The sequence below is a fragment of the Maricaulis virginensis genome, from assembly GCF_027922185.1.
In the GTDB taxonomy this organism is placed as follows: domain Bacteria; phylum Pseudomonadota; class Alphaproteobacteria; order Caulobacterales; family Maricaulaceae; genus Maricaulis; species Maricaulis virginensis.
This window is the reverse complement of sequence record NZ_BSFE01000011.1, coordinates 94,718-119,754: the sequence shown is the minus strand read 5'-3', so window position 1 is coordinate 119,754 and position 25,037 is coordinate 94,718. Positions and strand designations below refer to the sequence as shown.

The window sequence follows — 25,037 nt, the reverse complement described above, 5'->3', positions numbered from 1 at the left end:
TCGCAACGCGCTACGAAAAACACGCCGATAACTACCTTGCCCTCGTCAAACTCGCCGCTATCCAGATATGGCTCAGAAATTATGAGTCTGTGTCCTAACGGAGAACAACATTCCCCTTCGGATGCTGAACTCGTGAGCCGGGCGGCCGATGGCGACCGCCGGGCGTTCGACATGCTGATGACCCGGCATGCGGGCCGGGTCGTCCGTTTTGCCCGGGCGAACCTGGGATCGGCCAGCGAGGCCGATGATATCGCCCAGGAAAGCTTCGTCGCCCTGCATCGCAATCTTCACCGGTACGACCCGGCACGGGCTTTCGAGACCTGGCTGTTCGCCATTGTGCGCAACAAGATCCACGATCACCATCGCCGCCGGGCTGTGCTGCGCTGGGTCGGCGCGGAGACGGATTTCTCCGGTATGCCCTCCGCAGAGGCCGGACCGGAGCGTGTGACCGAAGATCGTGACGATTTGCGCCGTGTCAGTGCCCTGGTGGCAGAGCTGCCTGAGGGGTTGCGCACCCCCCTGCTCCTTTCTGCGATGGAAGGCATGAGCCTGGCCGGGATCGGAGCGCTGATGGGGCTGTCCGCGAAAGCAGTCGAAGTGCGGATCTACCGGGCCCGGAAGGCGCTGAAAGTGCAGTTCGGCGATGAGGGAGATGCTTCCCGCTGACGTAGTCCTTGTACTGCGCCAACCAGAACAAGGATCTGACATGACCCATTTCCAAGCATACACGACCATTGCGGCCATTCTGCTGGCTTCGTCCGCGGCACCGTCTTTCGCGCAGGAGCACAGCGGGCACGGTGAACACGGCGCGCATAATGAGGCGCCTCAGGTCACCATGGCGGAATGTCACGCGCTGCACGAGCAACATATGGGTGATGCCGAAACCCATGGCGCGGCCATGGCCGAAATGGATGAGGAAGCCCGCAACCGCATGCAGGCTTGTCACGCCATGATGCATGCTGACGACAGCATGGGCGCGCATGGGGAACAGCACATGCACGAAGCGCATGACCACGGCGCAGCGCATTCCGGTCATCACGGTACTGACGACGCGCCGCAAGCCGGCCGGTCCCACCACAACGGCTAGCACCAACCGGTGCATTCCAGACATATCGGGTTCCGGGCACTCCGGAACCCCTTTTCATGACCGGAGTATTGAAAGATGACCGCTTTGCTGCGCTGGACAATCCGTGTTCACAAATGGCTGGCGCTGGCTGTGGGAATACAGATCATTCTCTGGGTCACGGGCGGCGTGGTGATGAGCGTAATCCCGATAGAGCGGGTGCGCGGCGAGCATAATATCGCACCCGCTATCGACCGGCCGCTCGCCCTGGACGGGCTGATGCCGCTGGACGCCGCCATTCGCGCTGCGGACATCGGTGAAGACATCCGCTCGGTCACGCTGGAGACCTGGCTTGACCGGCCGGTCTACAGCCTTGTCCGGTTGGACGGCGGACGCGATCTCATAGATGCGCGGTCGGGTGAACGCCTCACACCGCTCGATCGCGATACCGCACAGGCTGTCGCCCTTCGCGATTATGCCGGTCCAGCGGACATCGGCCCGGTTGAGTATTTCGAGACGCCAACCTGGGAATACCGGCGGGCCGGGCCAGCCTGGCGGATCAGCTTCTCCGACGGTGAAGGCACGCGTCTTTATGTCGACCCGCAGACCGGCCTTGTTAGCGCCCGGCGCAATGATGCCTGGCGCTTCTACGACTTCTTCTGGATGCTCCACATCATGGACTACAAGGCGCGGGAAAACTTCAATAATCCCTTGGTGATCACGGCCGCTGCCCTTGCGCTCGTGACCGTGCTGGCGGGGCTCGTGCTTCTTGTCTTGCGCCTTCAGCGGCTGGTCCGCATGGAGCTCGCCCGCCGTCGGGCCGCCGTCTGACTGTCCCGGCTTTTCGTGCCTGTCTTTGCATGAGGGCGAGAGGGACCCGCTGCGTATTCCCATCAATCGAGATGGGGACGCCAATCTTTCGCGCCACAACAATCGCCGAGGCCTTTCAGGGCACCAGAAACCGGTTCACGCTCATCCGGCTGATATTGGCTGGCGCTGTACTGATCGAGCATGCCGTGATCGTGACGCAGGGGCCCGGGCAACCGCCGCCGCTCGCCCTTCACGGCTGGTCGCTCAGCTACGCAGCCGTGAATGGCTTTTTTATCGTGTCGGGATTTCTGATCGCCGGCAGTCTGGAGCGCCGCAAAGACGCCGTTTCCTTTGCGGTGGCCCGAGCCCTGCGTATCATGCCGGCACTTGTCGTGCTGTCGCTGGCCGCAGTCCTGGTGATCGGACCGCTCGTCACGACTGTATCGGCCGGCGAATACTGGTCGTCTCCGGCGACATGGCGGTTTCCGCTTCATGTCCTGGGCTTTCTCGATACCTCGCAGGGTCCGGCAGGCGTCTTTGCGGACAACCCCTGGAGCGGGGAGTTCTCGGCGCCCCTGTGGACGCTGCGCTACGAAGTCCTGGCCTATATCGGTGCCGGCGTTCTGGTGCTGTCGCCCCTGCCATGGACGCGCCGCACGGCGCTTGGCCTCTATCTGGCCACAACACTCGGGCATGCGGCTCTGACCGGGGCCGATCAGGATATCCCCGGCATGCTGACCGCGTCAGCGCGATTGTCGGCCCCCTTCGCGCTTGGCATGCTCATCCATGCCCTGCGTCGCCATTGGCCGGTGTCTCCGTGGCCCGCAATCGCTGCTGCGGGGGCTTGGTGGCTGGCCGGCGCGTCACCGCTGGCCGAGCCTTTCCTCAATCTGGCGTTGGCGACCGGTCTGTTCTGGATCGCCTTCGCGCGGCTCGGCTGCTTGCCAACCTGGCACCGGATGCCGGACTGGTCCTACGGTGTTTACATCTGGCACTATCCTGTAATGCAGGCCGTCCTAGTGATGAAACCCGGGGCAGGCGCGTTTGAAACAGGGCTCGCAGCACTCGTTGTCACGATGCCGATCGCCGCGGCGTCCTGGCATTTCGTCGAACGCCCCAGCCTGTTCCTGAAAGTCTCTGCGGCTCGGCTTTTCCACGCCACCCGGTCAACGTGATTGCCCTTGTGGGCATGCAACGCCGACTTTGAGATCGTTTCGTACTCTTGACGACGCCCATTGGCAGGTCTTGGCAAAAGCGGCGAAGTAAGCGTAAGGCGTATTGACAGCCCCTCTTTTTCGATTATATTGGTGATGAGGAGGACGACCTCCCCCCTTTTTGGGGATTAGCTTGACCAGGACGGCCTGGCCCAGATTTTTTGGGAGAGGCCAATGTCATGGTTTATGCTTGCTGCAGCTGGAGTGCTGGAGATCGTTTGGGCGATCGCGATGAAGCAGTCGCTTGGCTTTAGTCGGTTGACGCCTTCACTCATCAAGGTTTCTGCCATGTTGGCGAGCTTCTGGCTTCTTTCTGCTGCTATGAGGACTATTCCTCTAGGAACTGCTTATCCTATTTGGACAGGCATAGGGGCATTGGGGGCGTTTATTGTTGGGGTCATCTTTTTGGGTGAGACAATTAATATGACTAAGCTTGCAGCAGTATTGTTTATTGTTTTGGGATTGATTTTAATAAAACTCTCTAATTCTTGAACAAGAATGGCTTCGACGTGGCTGCCCGAACTAATTGTGTGGTTGATTGGTTAAGTATGATGAAAGATGCTGATCGCGTCGATTCACAACCGGTTCATAGGGACGCCTACTGGATAAAGATTTGTTCCATCGCGACCTTCAAGGTTTTGATGATAGTGGAGATATAATTCTCTTGAATCCGGTGACCGGCTACGGGCCTTATCATCAAGGGCATAGTAGCATTAGTTGAGTCTGTGCGCTTGGCGGACGCGAGGTAGCTTTGACGGCATTGCTGCGGACAGTATTGGCAGTCCTGACCATCCTGTCCTTTTCCGGAGAGGTGGTGGAAGCGGCTGTGCCGCAGCACGACCATCATTTCGGTCATGAAGATCTCGCCAGCGGCGGTTCGGGCGACAGCGGCCATCGTCACGCCCAGCATCCCGTTCACGCGTGCGGCGTCTGTCACCACGTCATTCCCGCTCACACCGGCGCGCCGGCGATAAATATCATTGCAGCGCGGCCGGCCTATTGCCTGGCTCACGAGCGCGGCGCCGGCCGGGCGCTTGCACCGCCACTCCAGCCTCCGATTGGCTGACAAGAACGTTCGAAACCTTCGTTCTTCTCAGACAAATCGGAAAAGCTGAATGTATTCAGACAAACTCTCCCGGCCAAACTGGCCGGTCAGAGGGCTTGCAGCTATCGCCTGCAGTGCTCTCCTCACGTCCGCGGCGCTGTCACAGCCGGCCCCGCAGGACACATCCCTCGAACTCTCAACCGTGCTGCAGCGCGCCGTCCAATCCCATCCGCGCCTGTCTGCAGTACAGGCTGAACTGGCCGCACGGCGCAGCGAGGCCCGCCAGGCCGGATTATGGGACAATCCGTCCTTGCAGGCCGAAATCGAGGATTTCGGCGGCGATCGGGGCAATATCGGCGACGGCGATCTCACCGTCGCGGTGCGCCAGACCATCCCGCTGGGCGGCGACCGGCGACGTGCCCGCGAGGCGGCCGAGGCCTGGGCCCGTGTCGAGACTGCGCGGCTGAACGCCGAAATCGCCGGCCTTCTGGGTGATGCTGCCACGGCGTTCGTGGATGCCCGTGCCGCCCAGGAAACCGCGCGTGTCAGGGCGGAGCTGCAGGATCTCGCTGAAACCGCTGCGTCGGCCATACGCCAGCGTGTCGAGGCGGGGCGATCCTCGCCGATCGATCTCGACCGGGCCGACATCCTGGTCGGCACGGCCGGGATGAACGCGGTATCGGCGTCTACGGAGGCCCGGCGTGCAAGCCTTGCGCTGGCCGCGATCTGGGGCGGCGCGCTGGCGGGCGACGTCGCACCACCGTCCGGGCTTATGAATAACCCGGATCTCTCGGCGCTGACCGCGGATGCCATGATGCGGAGCAATCCGGACCTGGCGTTGGCGCGGCAGACCTCCCGAGCGCGTGGCGAGGAGATCGCCAGGGAACGGGCCACCGCCGTCCCGGATCTCACCGTCGGGGCCGGGATAAGGCGTTATGGCAGCGATAACGAGACGGCCTATCTCGCCATGGTCGAAATGCCGATCCCGGTGATCGACCGAAACCAGGGGCGCATTGCAGCCGCCGTGGCACGCGAGACCGGAGCCCGGCTTGATGAGGCGGCGCTGCGCCGGCAATTACTGGCCCGCCATGCTGCCGCCTATCGCCGATGGAGCGACGCGCAGCAGCGTCACGCGGCACTGAGCGAAAGCGTGCTGCCGGCCTCGCAGAACGCTTTCTCCCGCGCCAGCCTCGCCTATCGCGAGGGCGCCCTCCAGCTCCTCGACCTGCTGGACGTCCAGCGCACCTATTTCGACACACGTATCCGGGCGATCGAGGCCCGGGCGGACCTCGCCCGCGCCGCCATCGAACTCGACGTGCTCGTTGGCGCACCGCGCCTGAAACAACTCGCCGGCATCGCCGGTGCGGAGGTTAATCCATGACATCGACACTCACCCGGACACTCCTCGCCGGCACGGCCGCGCTGGCGCTGCTCTCCGCCTGCTCGGAACCGTCGGCGCAAGCGCCCGCCCGCGAAGATCCTGCGGGCACAGATACGCATGAAGGCACGGCCGAGACCAGTCGTGCGGGGGACAATCACGCCGATGGAGCCGAAGAAATAGAGCTGACCGACGGCGACATCGACGCGCTGGGCATAACGATCGGCCAGGTCGATACCGGTCCGGTCGACGGCGAGGTGGAATTGCCCGCCGAAGTCCGGTTCGACCAGACGCGGCTGGCGCATGTCTCGCCGCGCGTATCGGGGATCGTCCATGTCGTCCATGTCACGGAGGGTGACACGGTCGAAACCGGCCAGCTCCTCGCCGTACTGGACAGTCGCGCCCTGGCGGACGCCAAGGCCGGATACCTGTCCGCCTTGGCCCGCCTCGATCTCGCCCGGTCGCGTTTCGAGCGCGAGAACCGGCTGTGGGAGCAGCAGATCTCGGCGGAGCAGGATTTCCTCGACGCCCGCCAGGCGCTGGAGGAGTCCCGCATCGAGGTCCGCAGCGCCCGCCAGCAATTGGAGGCGCTGGGCATTGACGAGGCCGCGCGCGACGCTCTTGTTGCCGGAACCGATCAACCCCTTACACGCTACGCACTCACGGCACCGATTTCCGGTACCGTAATCGAGCGCCACGCCGTTCTGGGCGAAGTGATCGAGGAAGGCGCGCAGCCACCCGCCTTCATTATTGCCGATACGTCCACGGTCTGGGTCGATGCGGCCATCTACGGTGCCGATCTCGACCGGCTGCGGGCCGGCAGTCCTGTCCGTATCGATCCGGGCGACGGCGGCGCTGAAATCGTCAGCGAGATCGCCTTCGTCAGCCCGCAACTCGGCGAAAGCACGCGCACGGGCCGGGCGCGGATCGTCATCGACAATGCCGGCGAACGCTTGCGTCCGGGCATGTTCGTCACGGTTCACGCCGAGGCGCTCGCCGCCCAGGCAGGTACCCGCGTCCCGGCGACCGCACTGCAGACGGTCGACGGCGCCGATGTCGTCTTTGTTCGCACCGATCACGGTTTCGAAGTTCGTCCGGTCCGCATCGGACGGCGCTCCGACCGTTTCGCGGAAATCCTCGCAGGGGTCGAGCCTGGCGAACGTATCGCAACCGCCGGCGCCTTCGCACTGAAATCGGAACTGCAAAAAGGGGAGTTCGACGATGGACACGCCCACTGACAACACCGCCCCGGAAACCCAGGGGGCGGCCACGCGGCTCCTCCGTCGCATCGCCGGCGGACGTCTTCTGGCGTTGCTCGGCTTCATCGCGGTTATCGTCGCGGGCGGCGTCACCTTCCGGACCATGCCGGTTGACGCTTTCCCCGACGTCACGCCCGCCCTGGTGCAGGTCTTCACTGAGACCGAAGGCCTCGCCCCCGAAGAGGTCGAGCGCTATGTCACCTTCCCGGTGGAAACGGCGATGAACGGGCTTCCCCGGTTGACGGAAGTCCGCTCCACCTCGAATTTCGGCCTGTCGGTCGTGAATATCTATTTCGAGGACGGGACCGATATCTACTGGGCACGCCAGCTTGTCGGCGAACGTCTCCGGCTGGCACGCGAGGACATACCGAACGGCTTCGGCGAGCCGGCCATGGGGCCTATCACCACCGGGCTCGGACAGATCCTCTTCTATTTCCTCGACAGCGCCGACAGCGCCCTGAACGGTGTTGGACTGCGCACCATCCAGGACTGGCTGGTGAAGTTCGATCTGCAAACCGTGCGCGGCGTGACGGAGGTTCTCTCGCTGGGCGGGTTCGAACGGCAATACCAGATCGACGTGCGGCCGGACGCGCTCCTGCGCTACGACCTCACTGTCGCGGACGTGGTGGCGGCCGTCGAAGCCAATAATGCCAATGCCGGGGCGCAGTTCCTGGTCGAGAATTCTGAACAATATACGGTGCGGGCTGTTGGCCTGGCCGAAGGCGAGCACGATCTGGGCGATATCGTCGTCAAGGTCGTCGATGGCGTGCCGGTGCGCGTTCGGGATATCGCCGGGATCGAGATCGGCGGGGCCCCCCGCCAGGGCCTGGCCACGATGAACGGCCAGGGTGAGATTGTCGCCGGGCTGGTGCTCAAGCTGATCGGGGCGAATACCAATGAAGTGATCGGCCGTGTTCACGACCGGCTGGACCGTATCAACCAGACCCTGCCCGACGGTGTCGAGGCTGTGCCCTATTACGACCAGTCCGAACTGGTCGGTGCCGCCGTCTCGACCATGACGACGGCGCTATGGCAGGGCGCCCTGCTGGTTGCGGTGATCCTGTTCGTCTTCCTGCGCGGCTGGCGGCCGAGCCTGATCGTGGTGGCGTCCATCCCCTTCTCGGTCGGCTTTGCTCTCGTCGCGATGCAAATCTTCGGCGTGTCGGCCAATCTGATGTCGCTGGGCGGGATCGCGATCGCCATCGGCATGATGGTCGACGGGGCGGTGGTCATGGTGGAGAACGCCAACCGGCGTCTGCGCGAGGCCGAAGCGGGTGCTGACCGGCGTAGTGTTGTGGCGCAGGCCTGCGCCGAGGTGCTGCAGCCGCTGGTTTTCGCCATCCTCATCGTCGTGGTCGTCTTCCTGCCGATCCTCACGCTCGATGGCGTGGAGGGGAAGACGTTCCGGCCGCTTGCCTTTGCCGTGGTCTTCGCCATGGCGGGTTCACTGATCTTCGCCGTTCTGCTGGCGCCGGCCGCGGCCTTTCTGGGCCTGCGGCCAAGACCGGCCAGTGCGGAAGGCGGTGGCCTCTATGCCCGCTGGTTCGGCCCGGCGGTCGGCTTCTTCGTGTCGCAGCGCTGGGCGGCCATCCTGCTCGCCGGCGTCATGCTGGCGGCAGGCGCACTGATCTTTCCGCGTCTGGGTTCGGAATTCACACCGCGCATGAATGAGGGCGACCTGCTCATCCGTTTGACGATGGCCCCTTCCATCAGCCTGCCGGAGGCCCGCAATACGGTCACCCGGTTCGAACAGACCCTGCTGGACGATTTCCCGGAGGTCGAGCGCGTGGTGACACGGGTCGGCCGCGGCGAAGTCGGCGCCCATGCCGATCCGGTCAACAGCGGCGAGGCCTTCGTGGCCTTGAGGCCAAGATCGGAATGGACGACGGCACGGACCCAGGCGGACCTCCTGGCCCGCATGAGCGAGCGCTTCGAGGATTTCCCCGGGGCCCGGTTCAACATCACCCAGCCGATCGCGGCCGCGACGGACGAACTCCTCACCGGCACCAAGGCGGATCTCGCCATCAAACTGTTCGGCGAGGACATGGCCGTGCTGGAACGGGAAGCGGCGGAGATATCCCGCGTGATCCGGGGTATCGAGGGCTCAGCCGATGTGCAGGCCGACCAGGTGACCGGTGCGCCGCAATTGCGCATCACGGTCGATCGCGACGCGATCAGCCGCTTCGGCCTCAATGTCGAGGACATCCTGTCGGTTGTGCGCAGTGCGGTGGGCGGCGAGACCGCCGGGCAGGTCTTCGAGGGCATCCGGCGATTCAATATCGTCGTACGCTATCCCGAGGCCGACCGCGCCAATGCCGAACGCATTGGGCGGATCGTGCTCAACGGACCCGGCGGGGAGTTGATCCCGCTGAGCCAGGTGGCGACCATCGAGCGGATCGAGGGGCCGCGCCAGGTCACCCGCGAGAACGGGCGCCGCTTCATCACGATCCAGACCAATGTCCGCGGCCGCGATATCGGCTCTTTCGTGGCTGAGGGGCAAGCAGCCGTGGACACCGAAATCGACCTGCCGCCCGGCTACTACGTCGAATGGGGCGGTCAGTTCGAACTGCAGCAGCAGGCCAATGCCCGCTTCGCCGTGGTCATCCCGGTCACGCTGGGCATCGTGATGCTGCTGCTCCTGTTCAGCTTCGGCCGCCTGAAAAGCGCCCTGCTGATCGTGGCCAACATCCCGCTCGCCCTGGTCGGCGGCATCGCAGCGCTCTGGCTGACCGGCCAGAACCTGTCTGTGCCGGCCTCGGTCGGCTTCATTGCCCTGTTCGGCATCGCCCTGGGCAATGGCATGGTGCTGGTCTCCTTCCTCGACCGCTTTGCCAGGACGCGGCGGGATGTCGACGCCTTCAGCGTCGAGGCCGCCGTGATGCGGGCCCAGCCGGTGCTGATGACCGCCACGACGACCGGGCTCGGCCTGATGCCGCTCCTGTTCGCCAGCGGGATTGGATCGGAAGTGCAGCGTCCCCTCGCGGCCGTCGTCATCGGCGGGCTGGTGACATCCACCGTGTTGACGCTGCTGGTACTGCCGGCCGTCTACAAATGGTTTGCGCCGCGGCCGGTGCTGCCGGAACGGGAGGAGCCGGTCTAGCCGGATGGCTCGACGACGGGGCCCCGGACCGGTGAACCGGTCCGGGGCTACCGCCGTTAATCCGCCCCAGCACCGATGCCGGTGTTGACTCTATAGTCGCTATAGGGGGTACGGCTGTCCGAGGCCCATCAAGGAGCGGTCCCATGCCACACGATCACGGCCACGAGCACATCGGCCCGCAGTCCGGCGACCGCCGGGTTTCCATTGCCATCTGGGCCAACGGCCTGCTGACCGCCGCCCAGATTCTGGGCGGTATCCTGTCGGGCAGCCTCGCCCTGATCGCCGACGCGCTTCACAATTTCTCCGACATGGCGGCGCTGGCCATCGCGTATGCCGCGCGCAAGATCGCGCGGCGGCCTGCGGACAAGAGGATGACTTTCGGATACGGCCGAATCGAGATCGTCGCCGCGCTGATCAACTACACGACGCTGATCCTCATCGGCCTCTATTTCATATACGAGGGCGGCATGCGGCTGATCGATCCGCCGGAAGTCGCCGGCTGGACCGTGGTGATCCTCGGCGGCGTCGCACTCGCGATCGACACGCTGACGGCGCTTCTGACCTACTCGATGCAAAAGGGCAGCGTGAATATCCGGGCGCTCTTCCTGCACAATCTGTCGGACGCATTCGCCTCGATCGCGGTTGTCGTCGGCGGCACGCTGATCCTCCTCTACGACATGCGCTGGGTCGACCCGGCCGTCACCATCGGCATTGCGGCCTATCTCCTCTACCTGGCCTTCACCGAGATCGGCACCCCGATCCGTACGCTGATGCTCGGCAGCCCGCCCGATATCGACGGCGCCGCCGTCATCGAGGCAATGCGCAACCGGGACGGCGTACAGGACGTTCACCACGTGCATCTCTGGCAGATGCAGGAACATGAAGCAGCGCTCGACTGTCACGTCGTCCTGACCGGCGCGGGCTGGGCGCGCCTCGAAGATATCAAGGCAGATCTCAAGGACGCGCTGCAAAGCCGCTTCGGTATCGCGCATTCGACCCTGGAGTTCGAACACGCCGATCGTGCCCACGAAAATGCCGGCCTTTACGGTCATCCCGAGCCGGCGGACAAGGAGGACACCGATGTTCACTGAAACACTGACCGATCGTGACGACGTCATCGGCATCGTCTGCGAGGGGAAACTCTCGCAGGCCGACTTGAAGCGCATGCACGCATTGCTGAACGAGCGGTTGGAAACGGCCAACGGCAGCCCGGGCCTGCTGGTGGATCTCACCGGCTTCGAGGGCTATGAGGGACCTGCAGCAATGGCCGAAGACCTGAAGATGGACACGGCGCACCGCAACGACTTCCACCGCATCGCCGTCGTGGGGGAGCGCAGGTGGATGCAGTGGGGCACATCGCTCGCCGGCCTCCTCACACGCGCCGAGATGCGCTGGTTCGACGCCGCAGAGACGGCCGTGGCCGCCGACTGGGTCCGGCCGGGCTGAAGCGCGATCATGAACCCGAACCTCAAAACAGCCTGGGCCGCAGAAATGAGCCGGGCGCGCACCGCCTATGCGGCCCGCGAGGACGCGCTGGCGCTCCACCATTTGGAGCGGGCACACATTCTGGGTCAGCGGTTTTTTCTCACCCACTGGTCCACACACTGGTGGATGCTGAAACTCGGTTTCCGTCGGTCCGACCGGCGGGAGATTCGCGGACAGATTGTGAGGCTCGCCGCCGTCATTCCGGGCTATATCTTCGGCTGGGTCCCGAAAGGCAATACCGGCGGCGCGGATGTTTCCGCCATCAAGCCGATGGCGATCCCGAAGGACCTCGAGCCGTTACTGCAGGACTATTCAGTGTCGCGCGATGTCATCGTACGGATCCTTATCCTCGGCCCTCTAACGGCGCTGGCCCTTTTCGTCCTGATCCGTTGAATCCGATGGGATCGGCGACAGAAGACGCAGGCTGCGACTGCGTCGCGGACAAAAGCGAAGGCAAACGCTACTCCGCTTTCGGGATGAAGCGGTCGATATTCTTCACCTAGTTGAGGCTTCACCTGGAAGCATGGCTTGGAGGAGGCGATGGGGGCGTCCCTGCTTTTTGCCCGTCACGCGCGCAAGTTCAATGGCAATATCCGGCGATCCGCTTGCCACGGCCCGACTACCGGGAGATTACTCGGGTCCAGCAGAGCGAACCCCTTCCGAGACAAACGATGCTCATGGCCCAATCACTGCCGGCCCTGCTTCAGAAGGGTGCCCCTGCCCCCGCTCCCGGCTACGGCGTACTAAACGCGTCGCAAGAAAGGCCGCAGCGTCGCCAGATTCGATGAACTCGAAGGCCTTCATTTTGGCGTCGAGGATGGTCGGATAGGATGCCCTGCCTCGGATGCCGTCGATGGCGAGCTGAAAGGTGCCATCGTCGGATGAGATCCGGACCTCGATACCCGCCCTAGTGATCGCCAGGGCATCGCTACCATCTGGCCTCCATCGGGGGCTGTCGACGAAGCGTTTGCGCTTTTCGCACTGGCTAATGCGGCGATCGTGGAATTCGCTAGAATCCGTCGTTCCCGTCAGCCTGTCGCAGCAGTCTGTGCCAACTGCCATGGCGCCCCATGTGGGATGTCCAATCGCGTAGACGTAGCGAATCTTGTTTCCGCAAAGCTCACAATTCCCGGAGATGTCCTCCAGATCGTCCGTACCGAGATGGCTCCATCCAGACTGCGGCATGATGAGCCCGTGCTCTCCGGCGTGGCAACCTTTACACAGAGTTTCGCACTCGCGGTAAGGATAATCCCAAGGCGCGCGGCCCGGCACATAAGCCTTGTGATGCACCTGCAGTACAGCGCCATCTTCGGGGCCGCGGGCACAGCGCACACACCGACCACCATCGAGCTTGATGACTTCCTGGCGGAAGAGGAGCCAGTTCGCATGCCTATATAGCTTCATCATCGTGCTTCCCGATCGGAGCGGGAAGCTACCCCGAGTCTCCAGCACAGGAAATCGAGCGCCTTATTGTCGGGGCGCCAGAACCCGATTGCGGCTCAGCATTTCGTATGTTCTCCGTCGATACCAGCTACTCGGCCTCCTCTTGGCTGAGTTCTGGTAATGTCGGCCAATCCAACTCGTCCAGCGCCATCTGAGGCATCTTTCCGTGGATGTCGAACGCAGCTTGGAGCCGCGTGCCCACCCATGAGCCGCCTTGTTCCGACATACGCCCTGCCTGCCCTTCGCTTTGACCTTTCGCGCAGTTATAATCACACGGTCTGGAGCAGCAATCATGGTCCGTTTCGTTCCGATCAACACCGCGCCGCGAGAGTTCACGCCCGGGCCGATTTTCCCCGAGGAGGCCGCCGCGGGGTTTCGCGCGGCGACGAAGCTGTTCACCCGGTGGGAATTGTCGGAGGCCCAAGCGGCGGCATTGCTCGACATGCCGAAGTCGACCTACCGTCGTTGGTGCAGTGCGGGCCCTGGCCGCATATCGCGTGATCGCGGCATGCGCTTGGGCATTCTGCTCGGCATCCACAAGGCCTCGCGCACCTTGTTTCGCGATCCCGCTCGCGGCGACGCCTGGATCAAGAAGCCTAATGACGCATTCGGAGGAAGGTCCGCGCTCGACCTCATGATGAACGGCTACATCACCGATCTGATGCGCGTGCGGAACTACCTGGACGCCGAGCGTGATGGCTAAGACGCTGTTCGTCTGCCTGAGAGATCCAAGTTGTGCATTGGCCTCTCGGGCACTGCAGGAGCGTCGCGCACCCAGGAGGTCCTATTTGGCCTTGTAGTATCGTCGCACTGCCTCGTGCCAGCTATTCGCAAACAATGGGAAGTACTTCGAGATCGAAGTCTCGAAGAATTGACCGATATGCTGGTCGAACAAGCTAGCAAGCAGCAGCAACGGCTCCGTCGACAATTCGCCGAGGTCTTTGCGATAGCGATTGATGAAATGGGTTCGCGATACGCCAGAGATCCCGCTCAGGCGATACTGGAAGAGGTTTGGATTTCGACACACTAGCGCGCCGATAATGTCGAGCGCGGTGTTGGGATCGTCGTCGCCGATTCCGAAATTATCGAGGCTCGTCGCGCCGGGGTAGAAAAAGATGCGGTGTTGACGATGCGACGGGTGAAACAGGTCAGCCACGACACCATTTCCCTCCGGCCGCTTGCGGGTTAGCAAAAATAGCATTCCAAAGAAAGCTTCTCGAGCCTCCGCCACGCCGGCAAAGCCGAGGTGCCGAGCGGTTGAGGCGGCCCGCCGATCATCTCCGAAGAGCGCGTTCATCCTGACTGCGTTCGGAGTGATGGTGCCCTTTCGCCGATCGAGATCCCTGCCCCGTCCGCCGGTGAGCCGCTCGATGGTGGTCCATATCTCGCCCGGAAATGGCGGAGTCAGGACATCCGGTTCCCACTCCGAGCCCCGGCGTTCGGATCCGATTGCGAGTAAGGAGGCGTTATGCTTCAGACATACCGTGGATAGCGGGAGTTGATGTTCTGGCCGCGCCACCGGAAGCGCTTTTGCGTTCGACATTTCCCAGAGCACACAGCGGGCAAATTCGCACTTCTTTCCTTGGAAAGGTCGTCGTCAGATATCCGTATTCGGCGCTGAGCCGTATCCATGGTGCATATCGGTCAAAAACCCTAAGTTCCCGCTCAAGCATTTCAAGTACAGCCATTGCGGCGACGCCCGTCAGTGCGGCCATCTCGCCCGCAGCGTCTGGGTTCTTCACGCTGCGCTTCCCATCGCCGTCCCAAGTGACTTCGAAACACGGCAGGGGCGTCACTTTTATTTTGGATTCCGGCCGGCGATCATCCACCCGCCGGGCCCACTCGGTAAGCCTCTGCCCGGGATGAGGCTGAAGCTCTCGAGCGCTGGCATAGCCCATGTCAGGAGACATATCCGCTCCGCCCAATTATTTCCTCGACGATTTCGGTCAATCGTCCGGGATCGCCCGATCGCTGTGCTTCGTAGGCGGCCTGAGACAGCGTAAAGGCGATATCCACCGTTCGTGGGCTGGGCCCCTTAAGAAGCGCGACGAATAACCGGCGCGGAAGCGATTTGGGTGTCTCGATCGGAAGCGAGGCGAGATAGCTGTAGACGAAACGCTCAAGATGTCTGTCGGATCGCCAATTGGGCAGCTTAAGAGCTCGGAATCTTTTCTCGAACTGTTCGTCGTAGGACATGATTCTCGAGATGTTCTGTGTGCCCGCAATAATCAGCGAGAGCCCGGTCTGGTTGCCCAGCCATTTCAGAAGGTTGAGACAGGCGAGCTTGTGATTGCGGGTGGCGGCATCAAGATTGTGAAACTCGTCGATGATGATGAGCCTTAGGCCGCTGCGGTCCGCTCCAGTGACGAACCGTCCGAGATTGGGTTTGTCCATAGGCCCCAGGCCGCCGGCTTCCGAGATCGCCGATAGGAGAGTTCCCTCAGATGGGTTCACCGGCATTTCGGTGATCGCAATCGTGCGTACCTGGCTCACGATCCCTTCTGCGAGATCGACTTTTGCATAGCGACGCACAAATTCTTCAAGCAACGCGGTTGTTCCGGCACCGGAATCGCCGACGACCATGAGGTTGTACGGGCGCCGTTTTAGCGCGCCAGTCTCGTAAATAAACCTCATTTCCTCCATGATCGCCGTGGCGGACGGATGTTCGACGAAACGGTCCGCGAAGAACTCTCTGAGAACTTCGTCGCTGGCCTTGAGCTCGAGATGTTGGAGATCAGTCATCGTCGATCATTCCCTCTCGGCGAAGCCTGATGGGCAACATGTCGGAAGCGTCGAACGTAACCTCGCTGTCCAGGCTCGCTTTTGACGAGTGCATCGCTGGAGAGGATGGGGCCGCCTCGCTGTAGTAGGCTTGTCGATCTCGCGAGCGTTTTGCCTTGCGCGTTAGCTCCTTTGCCCGCTGAACATGTTGATGTTCCTGCTCAATCAGTTTCGCGAGCTCTCGATCTGTGAGAGCGTTCAGGGGTTGGCGTTTATTGATAGTGTCGCGATATGCTCTCCACTCGGCTCGACTGATGTTTGGAACTCGATCGCTCTTGGCCGGCACGGTGTAGAGAGCGCCGTCGGGACCGATGACATCGATCACGCTGACATCGTAGGAAACCGGGAGGACGCTGATTTTCCGAACGTTGTTGTCGTACCAAGCCTGCACGTCTGGGCTCCAGTATTCGATCCGCTCGAACTGAATGCCGCCGCGTCCCGTCATCCGTACAACTCGCGTACGAAAGTCCGCCTCGAAGAGTGCGGCTTCCTTGGCCGGAATAAGAGGCGCGAAGCCGTTCTCCAGAGCTACTTGATACCGAGCGATCGGAGTCATGCCGGTGCGCGAGTGGACCGTATGATGGTACTGGCAGACGATATAGCGGCCGATGAACGTCAGCAGCTCAGGCATGGTCAGAGACGCTTTAGCGCTGCTGTCGTATCGCCCTTTGTAGGTGATATTGGAGAAGGTCGTGCCCGGCAATTCGTGCGTCTTGAGCATCAAGGTACGTATGACGCTTTCGACGTGCCCCCCGAAGTGTGGGGTCCCGACCGGCCGATAGAGCAGCTCGATGCCGTGCTCCCCTGCCCCCCGGCTCATAGCTGCCGACCGAAACTCTTTGCCATTGTCCATGTGCAGGGCTTTAGGCAACCCCAGTGTCGGCCAGTCTCCGGTGATGCCGTATCGACGCAGAAAATCGTCTTTCGGGAAAGCCAGCTGGCGCAAAGTCGCAGCAATACTCTCGGTCGAGGGCCCGATGAAGTCGATGTGAAAACCCACGATCATCCGCGTGTAGACATCGACGGCAACGGTGAGGACGGGGCGGCCAATTTCCTCGCGGTGGTTCCGATCGACAAGCATGACATCCATGATGGTGCTGTCGATCTGGACAATCTCCATCGGAGCGCTGGTTTCGAAATGGGTTGTCTTGGGTGAATACTTACTACGGTGCGCGCGTGCACCAAGCCGGCGCTCGCTGGCAGCTGCCTTCGACAATGCGCGAACGCGGCGGTGAAAGGTGGAGTAGCTCGGCACGTCGACGTTTTCCTCGACACAAACCCTTAGGAGCTGCTTATAGGCAGCAGCCACGGTGCGCTTCTGCGCCGCGAGGTAGTATTTCTCTATGACGGTTTGCATGAGCGCCTCAGCGGAAACACCCCCGTCTATATTTCGCCCTGAACCAGTGCTTGCCCGCTTGGGCAAAAGAGAAGAAGCAACAGGCCGTGCGCGAAGCCTATCGAGATAGCGGTACAGGGTGGCTTCACTGATACCCAGCTCTTCCATCAGTTCAGCACGAACGTCTTCCGCCAGCTTCCCCGAGCTCAGACAAGGCCTGAGCGCCGCAAAGGCCTTCTGAGCGAACTTCCATCCCGGATGCTTTTCGTACTCGTTTCGCGATGACTTCATGAATCGCGCTACCTGTTTGTGATGAGCGCGAACTATACGAAATCTATTCTAACAACATAGGCGCTTTCGAATCCTCAAATAAGAATTGTTTCTATTATTCGCTAAAATTGAAAGCAGGCAAATATCCGGGTCGCGCAAAAAAGACTGTTACTCATTGTTTATATGGAATTTTGTCAAAACGGCTGAGAACGGGATTCTCAACATTTTTGATCAACGATGCTCGATATTCTCAGCATTTTTGACCAAAACTTTCCAAAAATCTGTGGGGAATCAGCGGTTCAATTCTCAGGATTTTTGGAAAGCGCCAACAAGGGGTTACCTTGGTCAAACTCGTGAGAATTGGTCAAAAGTTCTGAGAATGGCCAACGGAAGAGCGCTCAGAGGCGGACCATCAGGTCGGGACTGATGCGGTGCTCAATCGAAATTGTCGTATCATTAATCCATTTCTTGTGGGCCGAACTCCTCTCTGGCAAAATTTTGCTGAGCCGCGGTGCGGCACCTTCTTTAAGCGACTTGGAGCAGACCATGGCCATCGAACGGCTGGGCGAAGACGTTTTGCGCATGCCCATCACTGACCCCCACGCCGCCTACACCCGCCTTGCCTTGATTGAGGATCTAGAATGGTGTGCCGAGGAGCTGGAGGCGGACTGGCCAGCATTATCAGAGAAGCTCAGCGCGCTGATTGCGAGCTTACCGCCCAGCCTAAATTAACGAATTGGTGACTCTCCTTCCTCAAAGGTTAACCACCTTCAGGAATCAGGCCGAATTGGCCTTGAAACGGAGCTCATCATGTCCTCGGAAGCGCAACTGCCTGTCCAACCGGACTTGCTCTATTCGGCCCTGCATCTGCCGTCGATCAAGAACGACATCGATATTATCAGCATGCCGCTCTACTCGATCGAAAAGTCCCGGCGAACCAAGCCCATCCAGTTTGACTACCGGTACTCCAACGGTCAGCACATCACCTTCACCGTGAAGGGCACCTCGGACGGGATCGCGACAATCTACGACAAGGACTTGATTCTTTTTTTGCACTCCCTGCTGATCGACAAATTGAACCGGAACGAGCCGGTCAGCCGACTGGTCGAGTTCACGGCGCACGATTTTCTCAAATGGGCCAATCGCGGGACCGGCAAAGCAGACTATCAGCGTCTCGAGGCGGCGCTGAGGCGACTACACGGCACGGTGATTTCCGGGAATTTCAATGCCGGCGAAGAGAGCATGGAATCCGGTGTTCACTACATCGAGAGCTTCGAGTTCCGCCGCAGAAACACAAAGCGCGGCCGCGTGCTCAAAAGCATTGTCGTCCAGTTGTCGACATGGACATTTGCAAAGCTGACCGAAGCGGGCCGATACATCTCCATGGATCGCCGCTACCTCGACATCCAAGGCGGTATCGAGCGACGACTCTACGAAATCGCGACAAAACACGTCGGCCGCGAGAAATCCCGCTTCGAGATCAACTTGCAGTCACTGCACGAATGGATGGGATCCCAGGCACCCGTACGCAAGCTCAAAGCCCATATAAAGCGGATTATCGAGGAAGACAGTCTGCCTGGCTACAAACTGCGTATCGAGAGCCCCTCCCCGCGCGCTGCAGCGGTCCGCACGAAGATTGTGTTCATCAAAGCGAGCCCCAGGCTCGCCTACGCTCGCTAACGTCTGCGATCGCCCGAGCGCGACGCCGGCGACGTCCGCGAAAAACCGATCTGCCCTTGTAGTTCCCCCAAAAGGTCGCATCGAGGCCGCTAGTGTCCGGGATCGCCCGAGCCAATCTGGCCATTACGTCCGCGATCGCCCGAGAACTTCAGCGATTGTTCACGTCATGTTCCCGGCATTCGGGCCATCGCGGACACTGTTCCTACCGTATCCGCCAGCCCTTCGTACTATCGCGGACGTATGCCGTACGATCTCACGAAAACTGACAATTTCGTCTCCCATCGTTGCCATATGTCCATAAATACAGGCGCTTAGCGAGGCTGGCCCTTCGCGCCACGAATTTTCGTCGCCTTGCAGTTCTTGGCTTCGCGGGAATCTCACTTTCTGTCAGTTTGATCATCACAGCGTCGTCGCTAGACCGTTGATTTCACGACGCTCTGTCGAAGAATTGCGACTCCTTGTTCTTGGCATCGTGCGACACTCTTCATGTTCGGGCGATCACGGACGTCATTCGGGCTATCCCGGCCACTAGAGCGGGCGATCCCGGACAGAAACACTAACGCCCGTAGAGCATTACCGGGCGATCGCGGACCCCGATCGGGCCAACAAGGACGCTGGTTCGGGCGATCGCGGACCACAAATAGTGCAATCGGGCGATCGCGGCGCCTGCGTCGGGCGTTCGCGGCCAATGATGGTCGGTCTTTCGCAGACACCGCTTCGTGCCATCGTGGACGGATATCTGCGCAAGTATCGGAAACCACGGACGAAATGGCCGGAGTAACCCCTTAACATTCCATATAACGTTCTAAGGTCCGCCACGCGAAAGGAAGAGTGAGGAATGGCGATCTGGATTTAAAGGAGGAAAAGCCATGAGTGAGCCCAAAACTGCTATTCAGCATGATGCCGATATCTCGCAGCGGTTCGAGGGCCCAGCATTGCTGGCCAGGCTCTTGGCTCGGCACCTCGGGGACACAGCTTTCAGTCAGGCATGCAAGCTGATCAAGGCCTATAGCGATGTGGGCGGGGTCATCCAGGCGGCAAGCACCCAGCCGGCCGCAACACTCGATCTGCCAGCGGCGGCTGTCGAGGATCTACGGCTGGTCCAGGACCTCTCTATGGAGCTCTGTCGATCCAAGGTTTTCAACCGCGACGTAATCGGCAGCTGGAGCGCCCTTATGGCCTATGTTCAGGGCCGGTTTCAGCACAGAGCTACCGAATGCCTCTACATACTCATGTTAGACAGAAAGAATCGGTTGATCGCGGACAAACTGATGTCGGAAGGCTCGATAGATCACGCGCCGGTCTATCCTCGAGAGATTGCCCGGCAGTGTCTTCTCCACCATGCGACGGCCGTGATCTTGGTCCATCCTCATCCGTCTGGTGACCCCTCGCCCTCCCAGGCGGACATCACCATGACCAAAACACTCAGCGACGTTCTCGCCTCACTCGACATCAAGATTCACGACCACGTCGTGGTCGGCCGGCAAGGACACTACAGCTTCAAGGCCAACGGCCTGCTCTGAACCTGAAAGAAGAAAAGGCGGGGTTCCACGGAGTGTCATCCGTGGAGGAAAGCATGTCTCGCTACCAAATTCCCGTAAGCGCACACATCGATCGCGCCTTCGGAATTCTCACCCTCATCTGCATCGCCGCCTTCTTCGGCCGCTGCTCCATCTTCCTGTTCAACGCACTACCTGTCCAACTGGCAATCTGTCTGACCCTAGTCGGTCTGGCTGTGCTGGCAGTTGCGCTGCTGCGCCTACGATAGAGGTCAGCCATGTCTACCCCAGCAACTTACGAAATCGACGGCTTTGTCTTCTATTGCCACTACGACGGTCATCCGATCGGCGCCGCCCAGCGCTTGTGTCGAATGATCGAGGCCCATACACGGCCGGCCGACCAGTGGCCACATCAAAGAGGTATCGTTGCCGACATGCGAGGCGGTCTTGCCTTCGCGTTTATCCGGGCGAACAACGATGCTGAACAGCCCGCCGGCGGAACTCGTGCCCGGGCCACTGGCGCCTTTCACTACAAGCTCTCCTGGGAAGTCGACGATCGCCTGTTCATCACCATCGAACAGCGCACCGATCGACAAACCTGGCGCATCCTCGACCATGAAGAATTCGCCGCATGGACGCTCCGGCAGCGCGCAGACCTGATCGACCGTTTGTCGGCCGCGGCCGGGCCTGGCCGAGAACTCGCAGTTGCCCCTGCTGATCGTGCAGCAGAAATCATTCCCGACATTGTCTACGCACACACCAAGGGCCGTTTTGGGGAGCCTTCGGTTCGCTATGCAACCCGATCGACAGCGCAAAGACTTGTCGAACTCTGCGGCCGACGTATAGCCGACGCCTCTCAACAGTCTCTCAAAGATCCTGATCGAGCCGCCTGGGTGGCTGCGCTCGCGCGCGATCCCACCAGCACAGGATGGATTCCATCTCGGCCGCAGTAAGCGGGCGTCAAACGAGCTTCGCCGCCCCAAGGAAAGGAAAAGAGGGGGTGGGGCTTCCGAAAGGAGGCCTGGAATGAAGGAAGTCTACCGAAACTATGCCAGGAACGATCTGAAATTTGCGAAGTGGCTCGAGGAGGTTGATGAGCGCATCGACGCCCTGACCTCCCGATCGTTCGTTGACTATCGAGAAATCAACTACCGAGAGCTCTATGACGCCGGTGCCACGATTGACACCGCCGTCGAGGAGCTCGCCCGGCAAGACAGCGTCTTTGCGGCAGCAATCAAACGCTAGCGTCAGGCCCCGTGGATCCACCGCGGGGCCTGATTTCGTTAAAGCTGTCTAGAATTACTGGCGAAGTGCACTGCCCTACGATCTCGCCGGACCGGTACTAGTTTTCCTGCCATAGATTGTGCTGTATGTCTGGCACTATGACTGGGACCGGAATTCAAGACGAAGAAGAGTACATCAATCTGGGCCGACACGGTCCAGCCTACACCAGTGTGCCTATGAACGACTGGGACATTGATCGTGCGTCCACGCCAGTCAGTTTCCGCCCCATCAGGATCCTACAGGTCGCACTTGTCACCGCGATCTTCGTAACGATCATCTACCACGCTGCACTCCTTTGGCGCTGGTGGTCATCCGACTTTCTGCCCAACATGGACCAACTCAACCTCACCATTTGGGACGCTGTGATACTCACCGGTTGGAGTCTAGCTGGCCCGGGCGCCGCTTGTCTCGCTCTGCTGATTGTCGTGCTGGCGCTAGACCGGTTTAATTCTGCTCGCTAAAGCGCGTGGCAAAGCCTTCCATCGCCGCTATGTCAGCTTCGATTTCTTGCGTGTTTTGCATTTGACCGACCTGGCCTATCGCATTGGTTGCTGGACTTCCTGGCATTCCATCTGGCAAGAACGTGAAGTCCGGCTTAGGCATTCCATCCGCCACATCCTCTCGCTCTTCGTTCGCGCGCCGCATGTCGCGCATATGCGGCGTGCCGTCAAAGAGCGGCTGATCAAACTCGGCAGACCGGCCACCTATCCCGTCTTGAACTTGGCCACTAATGTCGCGGCCCGCTTGAACAGCATCCATCGCCTCACCATTGAAGCCGACGCCGGCGTTGGTCGTTGAGAGATCCGCAGCCGTCTCTCCAATCCGCGTCGCAACATCGCCAGTGCGGGCAGCCGCATTGTCAATCTGCCCGTAGTTGACGAGATCGTCGCCGGCGACAGAAAAGGCACTCACATCGCCAATCTGCGGCAGGTGCGGCAACTGAGCGTCCGCGAAGCCCTGCAATAACCCTTGGAGCTCAGGGCTTCGATCGCCGTTGACTATCATCTGGGTCACTTCATCTTGCCAGAACGGCTGTGAGCTATAGATGTCTCCAGCGTCATTGCGCTGGGTGCCTACAAACTGCAGGAACTGGTCTTCCAGGGGCTGAGTGAAGCTGAGATTGCCGGACTCATATTCGGCGGCCGCCGTCTGCGCCTGCTGCTGGATGGAGCGCGCTCGGCTCGCGCTCTCTTCGAACCGTTCAGCTTCGCGGAAGTGCTGCTGAGCATCCCGGGCGGTTGAATTTTGTATCCCGCCGCTTTCGGAATAGCCGGCCGACGTTGAAAAGCTGTTGAGCGTCGCCAGCGCGTCCGTCAGTTCGCGCTGCTCATCGCTCGACAAACTCTCGCGATAGTCTGAGCGGATAGTTTCGCGGTCCGCTTCTGACCAACCTGCCGATCCCCTGACTCGTGCTTCGCCAAATACAGCTCCGCCAGTACCAAAAAGCTCCATGCCTCCTGATGCTCTCGCCCCGGCGGTGATCGCACCATCAACGCCATAGTTCAATTGAGCCTGCTCTTCGACCGCCTGTGAGTAGGCCTGGTCGGCGTGTTCATTGTGACGCTGGACAATCGCTGCAGCCGCCCGCTGTTCTTGCGTTGCACTCGATCCTTCGGACAAGACGGACTGCGCCATTGATTGAACGGTCTCACGATCCGAGAACAGGACCGAAGCCCCCTCCTCTCGCGATTGCGCCGCGGACTCCGTCCAGGTCTCCGCATACTGGGCGGCTTCGCTGGCCCGTCGCTCGAACTGCGAACCGATCGCACGCGCAAACTGAGCACCCGTCCCGGTTTTGCTCAACGCACCGGTGTTGTCATAGACTTCGCGGCCGTCGGGTGTGATGGCGATATGACCCCCGCTTGCCGTGTTCATGCTTGCCGCGCCGGCCTCCAGAGAGTGGTTCATCTGGTGCTGATTGCCGAACGTCTGATTGAAGCGGTGCGTATCGTAGCCGGTCGTGCCGAGCGATAAGTTACCCGTCGTCTCGTCCCTCGCCGCATCAGAAGCGCCTGCCCTCACCGACGACAACAGGCTTTCCGACTGACTGGCGACACGGTCCACGCCCAGTGCGAGCGCGGACGCGATCACTGGGATCAGCATCGTCATGAAGCCGGCAATGGACGCGATGTCCGAATTGGCGTCGGCGATCGACTGCAGATTAAACATCGTGATCGATCCTGCATCTCCCCCGCCGGTTGGGTCGTAGGCGGCCGCCTGCGTATCGCTGACCGCGGCAACCATCATGATCTTGTTGAGAACCACAAAAAGCGGTCCCCAAGACTGCAGCATGATGAATCCGCCGAAATACGAGCGGATGAGCGATACACCCATCCCAGGCAACAACATGAAGGGGATCAAGAGCGGGAACATGCAGAAAAACATGATCTCCAGAACCACTTTCAAATACGGGATCCACTTGTGCGCCAATGCTGCATTGAACAAGTTGGTGTTGCGCGTCTGAAGCTCCGCACGCGCCAGCCCGTAACCTGAGAGCTCACCGCCAGACTCCGCCGAGAATGTCTCCACACTTTCGCGGAACGAATTGATCATCATCGCCTGGATGAAAACTTCCGAGGAAGCGCGCGCCTGGTTCATCAGCAAAGTGTGTGCGCCCGCCACTTCAGACGAGAGCAATGTTCGCGCCGCCGCATCCGCATCGTCAGGATGAAGCCGGCGAGCCAGGTAGGTCTCGCTCAAGGCCCGAGCTGCATCGGCTCCACTCGACAACTCTCCAGCAATGTATGCGCACGTCTCTATGGTCTCGGCGCCATCTGTAAGCCATGGCCCAGAGCGCGCCGGGTTCGGAGGATGGTCAACTGTGATCAGCGAGAACAGATCTTCGCTGTCGCGGATGTCTTGCAGTTCGATGTCGCCCTCGAGCAAATCGTAGAACACGCAATTGGTCAGAAAACTCTGCATGTTCTGGGCATATTCTTCGTCGATCCAACGCATCTGATTGAGCTCGCGCATCAAACGCGACCCGTAAATCATCCCGTTCTCGGAATATTTTGCGATGTCCGGATCCCCGAACACAGTTTCCATCAGGCTCGTCATACGATCGCCGGCGGTCGACGAGACCGAGAACACAAAGGCGACTGCCAGAGGAACATTCGCGACGACCGTCGGTGCGCCGCCGCCGATACGGTCGTGAATCACGACATCTGACTTAGGAACGAAGCCCACTGCCAGGATGGTCGTCGCGGTCAGGAACCAGGACAAGATCTCCTTGACCTTGTTCGTAAAAGCCACCTGGATCAGAACCATTGCCAGCCCGATCAGCAAGACAAGCCTGATAAGCGACGACACCGAATCCAGACCCGACATGATGGCAATCGCATTAAACGCCTGAACGTAGATCTCTTTGCCGCCGTAGACGTAGGCTTCCAT

At 60.7% G+C, this 25,037-nt stretch carries 25 protein-coding genes; 18 read left to right on the top strand and 7 right to left on the bottom strand.

What is annotated here, in order from left to right:
• Window positions 1–132 precede the first annotated feature (132 nt).
• The 5 genes from PKE71_RS15545 to PKE71_RS15525 all read left to right on the top strand — a co-directional run bounded on the left by PKE71_RS15545 (window position 133) and on the right by PKE71_RS15525 (window position 3,579).
• A complete protein-coding gene (locus tag PKE71_RS15545; protein WP_271187918.1) occupies window positions 133–666 on the top strand; it encodes an RNA polymerase sigma factor in 534 nt (177 codons plus the stop codon).
• Between the two features lie 40 nt (window positions 667–706).
• Window positions 707–1,087 carry a hypothetical protein gene (locus tag PKE71_RS15540; RefSeq protein ID WP_271187917.1) on the top strand — a complete coding sequence of 127 codons (381 nt, stop codon included), beginning with the start codon at window positions 707–709 and terminating at the stop codon, window positions 1,085–1,087.
• A 75-nt stretch (window positions 1,088–1,162) separates the two neighbouring features.
• A complete protein-coding gene (locus tag PKE71_RS15535; protein WP_271187916.1) occupies window positions 1,163–1,894 on the top strand; it encodes a PepSY domain-containing protein in 732 nt (243 codons plus the stop codon).
• A gap of 29 nt (window positions 1,895–1,923) precedes the next feature.
• A complete protein-coding gene (locus PKE71_RS15530; RefSeq protein ID WP_271187915.1) occupies window positions 1,924–3,048 on the top strand; it encodes an acyltransferase family protein in 1,125 nt (374 codons plus the stop codon).
• A 213-nt stretch (window positions 3,049–3,261) separates the two neighbouring features.
• On the top strand, window positions 3,262–3,579 hold the full coding sequence (locus PKE71_RS15525) for a DMT family transporter (RefSeq protein WP_271187914.1): 318 nt from the start codon (window positions 3,262–3,264) through the stop codon (window positions 3,577–3,579).
• A gap of 106 nt (window positions 3,580–3,685) precedes the next feature.
• On the opposite strand, the gene PKE71_RS15520 is transcribed toward PKE71_RS15525, so the two are convergent.
• Window positions 3,686–4,099, bottom strand: a complete 414-nt coding sequence (locus tag PKE71_RS15520) for a hypothetical protein (protein WP_271187913.1) — start codon at window positions 4,097–4,099, stop codon at window positions 3,686–3,688.
• A 103-nt stretch (window positions 4,100–4,202) separates the two neighbouring features.
• Here PKE71_RS15520 and PKE71_RS15515 point away from each other — a divergent pair, with 103 nt between their 5' ends.
• From PKE71_RS15515 to PKE71_RS15490, 6 genes are all read left to right on the top strand, one after another.
• Window positions 4,203–5,513 carry a TolC family protein gene (locus tag PKE71_RS15515; protein WP_271187912.1) on the top strand — a complete coding sequence of 437 codons (1,311 nt, stop codon included), beginning with the start codon at window positions 4,203–4,205 and terminating at the stop codon, window positions 5,511–5,513.
• The gene (locus PKE71_RS15510; RefSeq protein WP_271187911.1) at window positions 5,510–6,748 is read left to right on the top strand and encodes an efflux RND transporter periplasmic adaptor subunit; all 1,239 of its coding nucleotides are present in this window, start codon (window positions 5,510–5,512) and stop codon (window positions 6,746–6,748) included. The genes PKE71_RS15515 and PKE71_RS15510 overlap by 4 nt, the downstream gene beginning before the upstream one ends.
• The gene (locus tag PKE71_RS15505; RefSeq protein ID WP_271187910.1) at window positions 6,732–9,869 is read left to right on the top strand and encodes an efflux RND transporter permease subunit; all 3,138 of its coding nucleotides are present in this window, start codon (window positions 6,732–6,734) and stop codon (window positions 9,867–9,869) included. Before PKE71_RS15510 ends, PKE71_RS15505 begins: the two co-directional genes overlap by 17 nt.
• 143 nt (window positions 9,870–10,012) lie before the next feature.
• The gene (locus PKE71_RS15500; RefSeq protein WP_271187909.1) at window positions 10,013–10,960 is read left to right on the top strand and encodes a cation diffusion facilitator family transporter; all 948 of its coding nucleotides are present in this window, start codon (window positions 10,013–10,015) and stop codon (window positions 10,958–10,960) included.
• Window positions 10,950–11,315 carry a SpoIIAA family protein gene (locus PKE71_RS15495; protein WP_271187908.1) on the top strand — a complete coding sequence of 122 codons (366 nt, stop codon included), beginning with the start codon at window positions 10,950–10,952 and terminating at the stop codon, window positions 11,313–11,315. Before PKE71_RS15500 ends, PKE71_RS15495 begins: the two co-directional genes overlap by 11 nt.
• Window positions 11,316–11,324: 9 nt before the next feature.
• Window positions 11,325–11,747 carry a DUF3703 domain-containing protein gene (locus PKE71_RS15490; protein WP_271187907.1) on the top strand — a complete coding sequence of 141 codons (423 nt, stop codon included), beginning with the start codon at window positions 11,325–11,327 and terminating at the stop codon, window positions 11,745–11,747.
• 282 nt (window positions 11,748–12,029) lie between these two features.
• Here the strand turns inward: PKE71_RS15490 and PKE71_RS15485 are convergent, their stop codons facing one another.
• The gene (locus PKE71_RS15485) at window positions 12,030–12,761 is read right to left on the bottom strand and encodes a hypothetical protein (protein WP_271187906.1); all 732 of its coding nucleotides are present in this window, start codon (window positions 12,759–12,761) and stop codon (window positions 12,030–12,032) included.
• 328 nt (window positions 12,762–13,089) lie between these two features.
• Here PKE71_RS15485 and PKE71_RS15480 point away from each other — a divergent pair, with 328 nt between their 5' ends.
• Window positions 13,090–13,500: an antitoxin Xre/MbcA/ParS toxin-binding domain-containing protein gene (locus PKE71_RS15480; protein ID WP_271187905.1), complete on the top strand. Its 411-nt coding sequence runs from the start codon at window positions 13,090–13,092 to the stop codon at window positions 13,498–13,500.
• 81 nt (window positions 13,501–13,581) lie between these two features.
• On the opposite strand, the gene PKE71_RS15475 is transcribed toward PKE71_RS15480, so the two are convergent.
• From PKE71_RS15475 to PKE71_RS15460, 4 genes are all read right to left on the bottom strand, one after another.
• Window positions 13,582–14,094: a hypothetical protein gene (locus PKE71_RS15475; RefSeq protein WP_271187904.1), complete on the bottom strand. Its 513-nt coding sequence runs from the start codon at window positions 14,092–14,094 to the stop codon at window positions 13,582–13,584.
• Window positions 14,095–14,263: 169 nt separating this feature from the next.
• Window positions 14,264–14,695, bottom strand: a complete 432-nt coding sequence (locus tag PKE71_RS15470; RefSeq protein ID WP_271187903.1) for a hypothetical protein — start codon at window positions 14,693–14,695, stop codon at window positions 14,264–14,266.
• Between the two features lies 1 nt (window position 14,696).
• On the bottom strand, window positions 14,697–15,539 hold the full coding sequence (locus PKE71_RS15465; protein WP_271187902.1) for a TniB family NTP-binding protein: 843 nt from the start codon (window positions 15,537–15,539) through the stop codon (window positions 14,697–14,699).
• Window positions 15,532–17,205, bottom strand: coding sequence for a DDE-type integrase/transposase/recombinase (locus PKE71_RS15460; protein ID WP_271187901.1), 1,674 nt, complete (start codon window positions 17,203–17,205; stop codon window positions 15,532–15,534). Before PKE71_RS15460 ends, PKE71_RS15465 begins: the two co-directional genes overlap by 8 nt.
• Before the next feature lie 525 nt (window positions 17,206–17,730).
• On the opposite strand from PKE71_RS15460, the gene PKE71_RS15455 reads away from it, so the two are divergent.
• The 6 genes from PKE71_RS15455 to PKE71_RS15430 all read left to right on the top strand — a co-directional run bounded on the left by PKE71_RS15455 (window position 17,731) and on the right by PKE71_RS15430 (window position 21,608).
• Window positions 17,731–17,916 (top strand): hypothetical protein, encoded by a 186-nt coding sequence (locus PKE71_RS15455; protein ID WP_271187900.1) that lies wholly within the window; start codon window positions 17,731–17,733, stop codon window positions 17,914–17,916.
• 78 nt (window positions 17,917–17,994) lie between these two features.
• Window positions 17,995–18,864 carry a replication initiator protein A gene (locus tag PKE71_RS15450; protein WP_271187899.1) on the top strand — a complete coding sequence of 290 codons (870 nt, stop codon included), beginning with the start codon at window positions 17,995–17,997 and terminating at the stop codon, window positions 18,862–18,864.
• Window positions 18,865–19,733: 869 nt separating this feature from the next.
• Entirely contained in the window at window positions 19,734–20,387 is a 654-nt protein-coding gene (locus PKE71_RS15445; protein ID WP_271187898.1) for a JAB domain-containing protein, read from the top strand.
• Window positions 20,388–20,440: 53 nt separating this feature from the next.
• Entirely contained in the window at window positions 20,441–20,632 is a 192-nt protein-coding gene (locus PKE71_RS15440) for a hypothetical protein (protein WP_271187897.1), read from the top strand.
• A gap of 9 nt (window positions 20,633–20,641) precedes the next feature.
• A complete protein-coding gene (locus PKE71_RS15435; protein WP_271187896.1) occupies window positions 20,642–21,316 on the top strand; it encodes a hypothetical protein in 675 nt (224 codons plus the stop codon).
• 73 nt (window positions 21,317–21,389) lie between these two features.
• Window positions 21,390–21,608 carry a hypothetical protein gene (locus PKE71_RS15430; protein ID WP_271187895.1) on the top strand — a complete coding sequence of 73 codons (219 nt, stop codon included), beginning with the start codon at window positions 21,390–21,392 and terminating at the stop codon, window positions 21,606–21,608.
• A 483-nt stretch (window positions 21,609–22,091) separates the two neighbouring features.
• On the opposite strand, the gene PKE71_RS15425 is transcribed toward PKE71_RS15430, so the two are convergent.
• Window positions 22,092–25,037 (bottom strand): conjugal transfer protein TraG N-terminal domain-containing protein, encoded by a 2,946-nt coding sequence (locus tag PKE71_RS15425; RefSeq protein ID WP_271187894.1) that lies wholly within the window; start codon window positions 25,035–25,037, stop codon window positions 22,092–22,094.

Bases quoted from the DNA above. Each gene is read 5' to 3' on its own strand.
- PKE71_RS15540 (WP_271187917.1), top strand. From the start codon at position 707: ATGACCCATTTCCAAGCATACACGACCATTGCGGCCATTCTGCTGGCT.
- PKE71_RS15535 (WP_271187916.1), top strand. From the start codon at position 1,163: ATGACCGCTTTGCTGCGCTGGACAATCCGTGTTCACAAATGGCTGGCG.
- PKE71_RS15530 (WP_271187915.1), top strand. From the start codon at position 1,924: ATGAGGGCGAGAGGGACCCGCTGCGTATTCCCATCAATCGAGATGGGG.
- PKE71_RS15525 (WP_271187914.1), top strand. From the start codon at position 3,262: ATGTCATGGTTTATGCTTGCTGCAGCTGGAGTGCTGGAGATCGTTTGG.
- PKE71_RS15515 (WP_271187912.1), top strand. From the start codon at position 4,203: ATGTATTCAGACAAACTCTCCCGGCCAAACTGGCCGGTCAGAGGGCTT.
- PKE71_RS15510 (WP_271187911.1), top strand. From the start codon at position 5,510: ATGACATCGACACTCACCCGGACACTCCTCGCCGGCACGGCCGCGCTG.
- PKE71_RS15505 (WP_271187910.1), top strand. From the start codon at position 6,732: ATGGACACGCCCACTGACAACACCGCCCCGGAAACCCAGGGGGCGGCC.
- PKE71_RS15500 (WP_271187909.1), top strand. From the start codon at position 10,013: ATGCCACACGATCACGGCCACGAGCACATCGGCCCGCAGTCCGGCGAC.
- PKE71_RS15495 (WP_271187908.1), top strand. From the start codon at position 10,950: ATGTTCACTGAAACACTGACCGATCGTGACGACGTCATCGGCATCGTC.
- PKE71_RS15490 (WP_271187907.1), top strand. From the start codon at position 11,325: ATGAACCCGAACCTCAAAACAGCCTGGGCCGCAGAAATGAGCCGGGCG.
- PKE71_RS15485 (WP_271187906.1), bottom strand. From the start codon at position 12,761: ATGATGAAGCTATATAGGCATGCGAACTGGCTCCTCTTCCGCCAGGAA.
- PKE71_RS15480 (WP_271187905.1), top strand. From the start codon at position 13,090: ATGGTCCGTTTCGTTCCGATCAACACCGCGCCGCGAGAGTTCACGCCC.
- PKE71_RS15475 (WP_271187904.1), bottom strand. From the start codon at position 14,094: ATGAACGCGCTCTTCGGAGATGATCGGCGGGCCGCCTCAACCGCTCGG.
- PKE71_RS15470 (WP_271187903.1), bottom strand. From the start codon at position 14,695: ATGGGCTATGCCAGCGCTCGAGAGCTTCAGCCTCATCCCGGGCAGAGG.
- PKE71_RS15465 (WP_271187902.1), bottom strand. From the start codon at position 15,539: ATGACTGATCTCCAACATCTCGAGCTCAAGGCCAGCGACGAAGTTCTC.
- PKE71_RS15460 (WP_271187901.1), bottom strand. From the start codon at position 17,205: ATGAAGTCATCGCGAAACGAGTACGAAAAGCATCCGGGATGGAAGTTC.
- PKE71_RS15455 (WP_271187900.1), top strand. From the start codon at position 17,731: ATGGCCATCGAACGGCTGGGCGAAGACGTTTTGCGCATGCCCATCACT.
- PKE71_RS15450 (WP_271187899.1), top strand. From the start codon at position 17,995: ATGTCCTCGGAAGCGCAACTGCCTGTCCAACCGGACTTGCTCTATTCG.
- PKE71_RS15445 (WP_271187898.1), top strand. From the start codon at position 19,734: ATGAGTGAGCCCAAAACTGCTATTCAGCATGATGCCGATATCTCGCAG.
- PKE71_RS15440 (WP_271187897.1), top strand. From the start codon at position 20,441: ATGTCTCGCTACCAAATTCCCGTAAGCGCACACATCGATCGCGCCTTC.
- PKE71_RS15435 (WP_271187896.1), top strand. From the start codon at position 20,642: ATGTCTACCCCAGCAACTTACGAAATCGACGGCTTTGTCTTCTATTGC.
- PKE71_RS15430 (WP_271187895.1), top strand. From the start codon at position 21,390: ATGAAGGAAGTCTACCGAAACTATGCCAGGAACGATCTGAAATTTGCG.
- PKE71_RS15425 (WP_271187894.1), bottom strand. From the start codon at position 25,037: ATGGAAGCCTACGTCTACGGCGGCAAAGAGATCTACGTTCAGGCGTTT.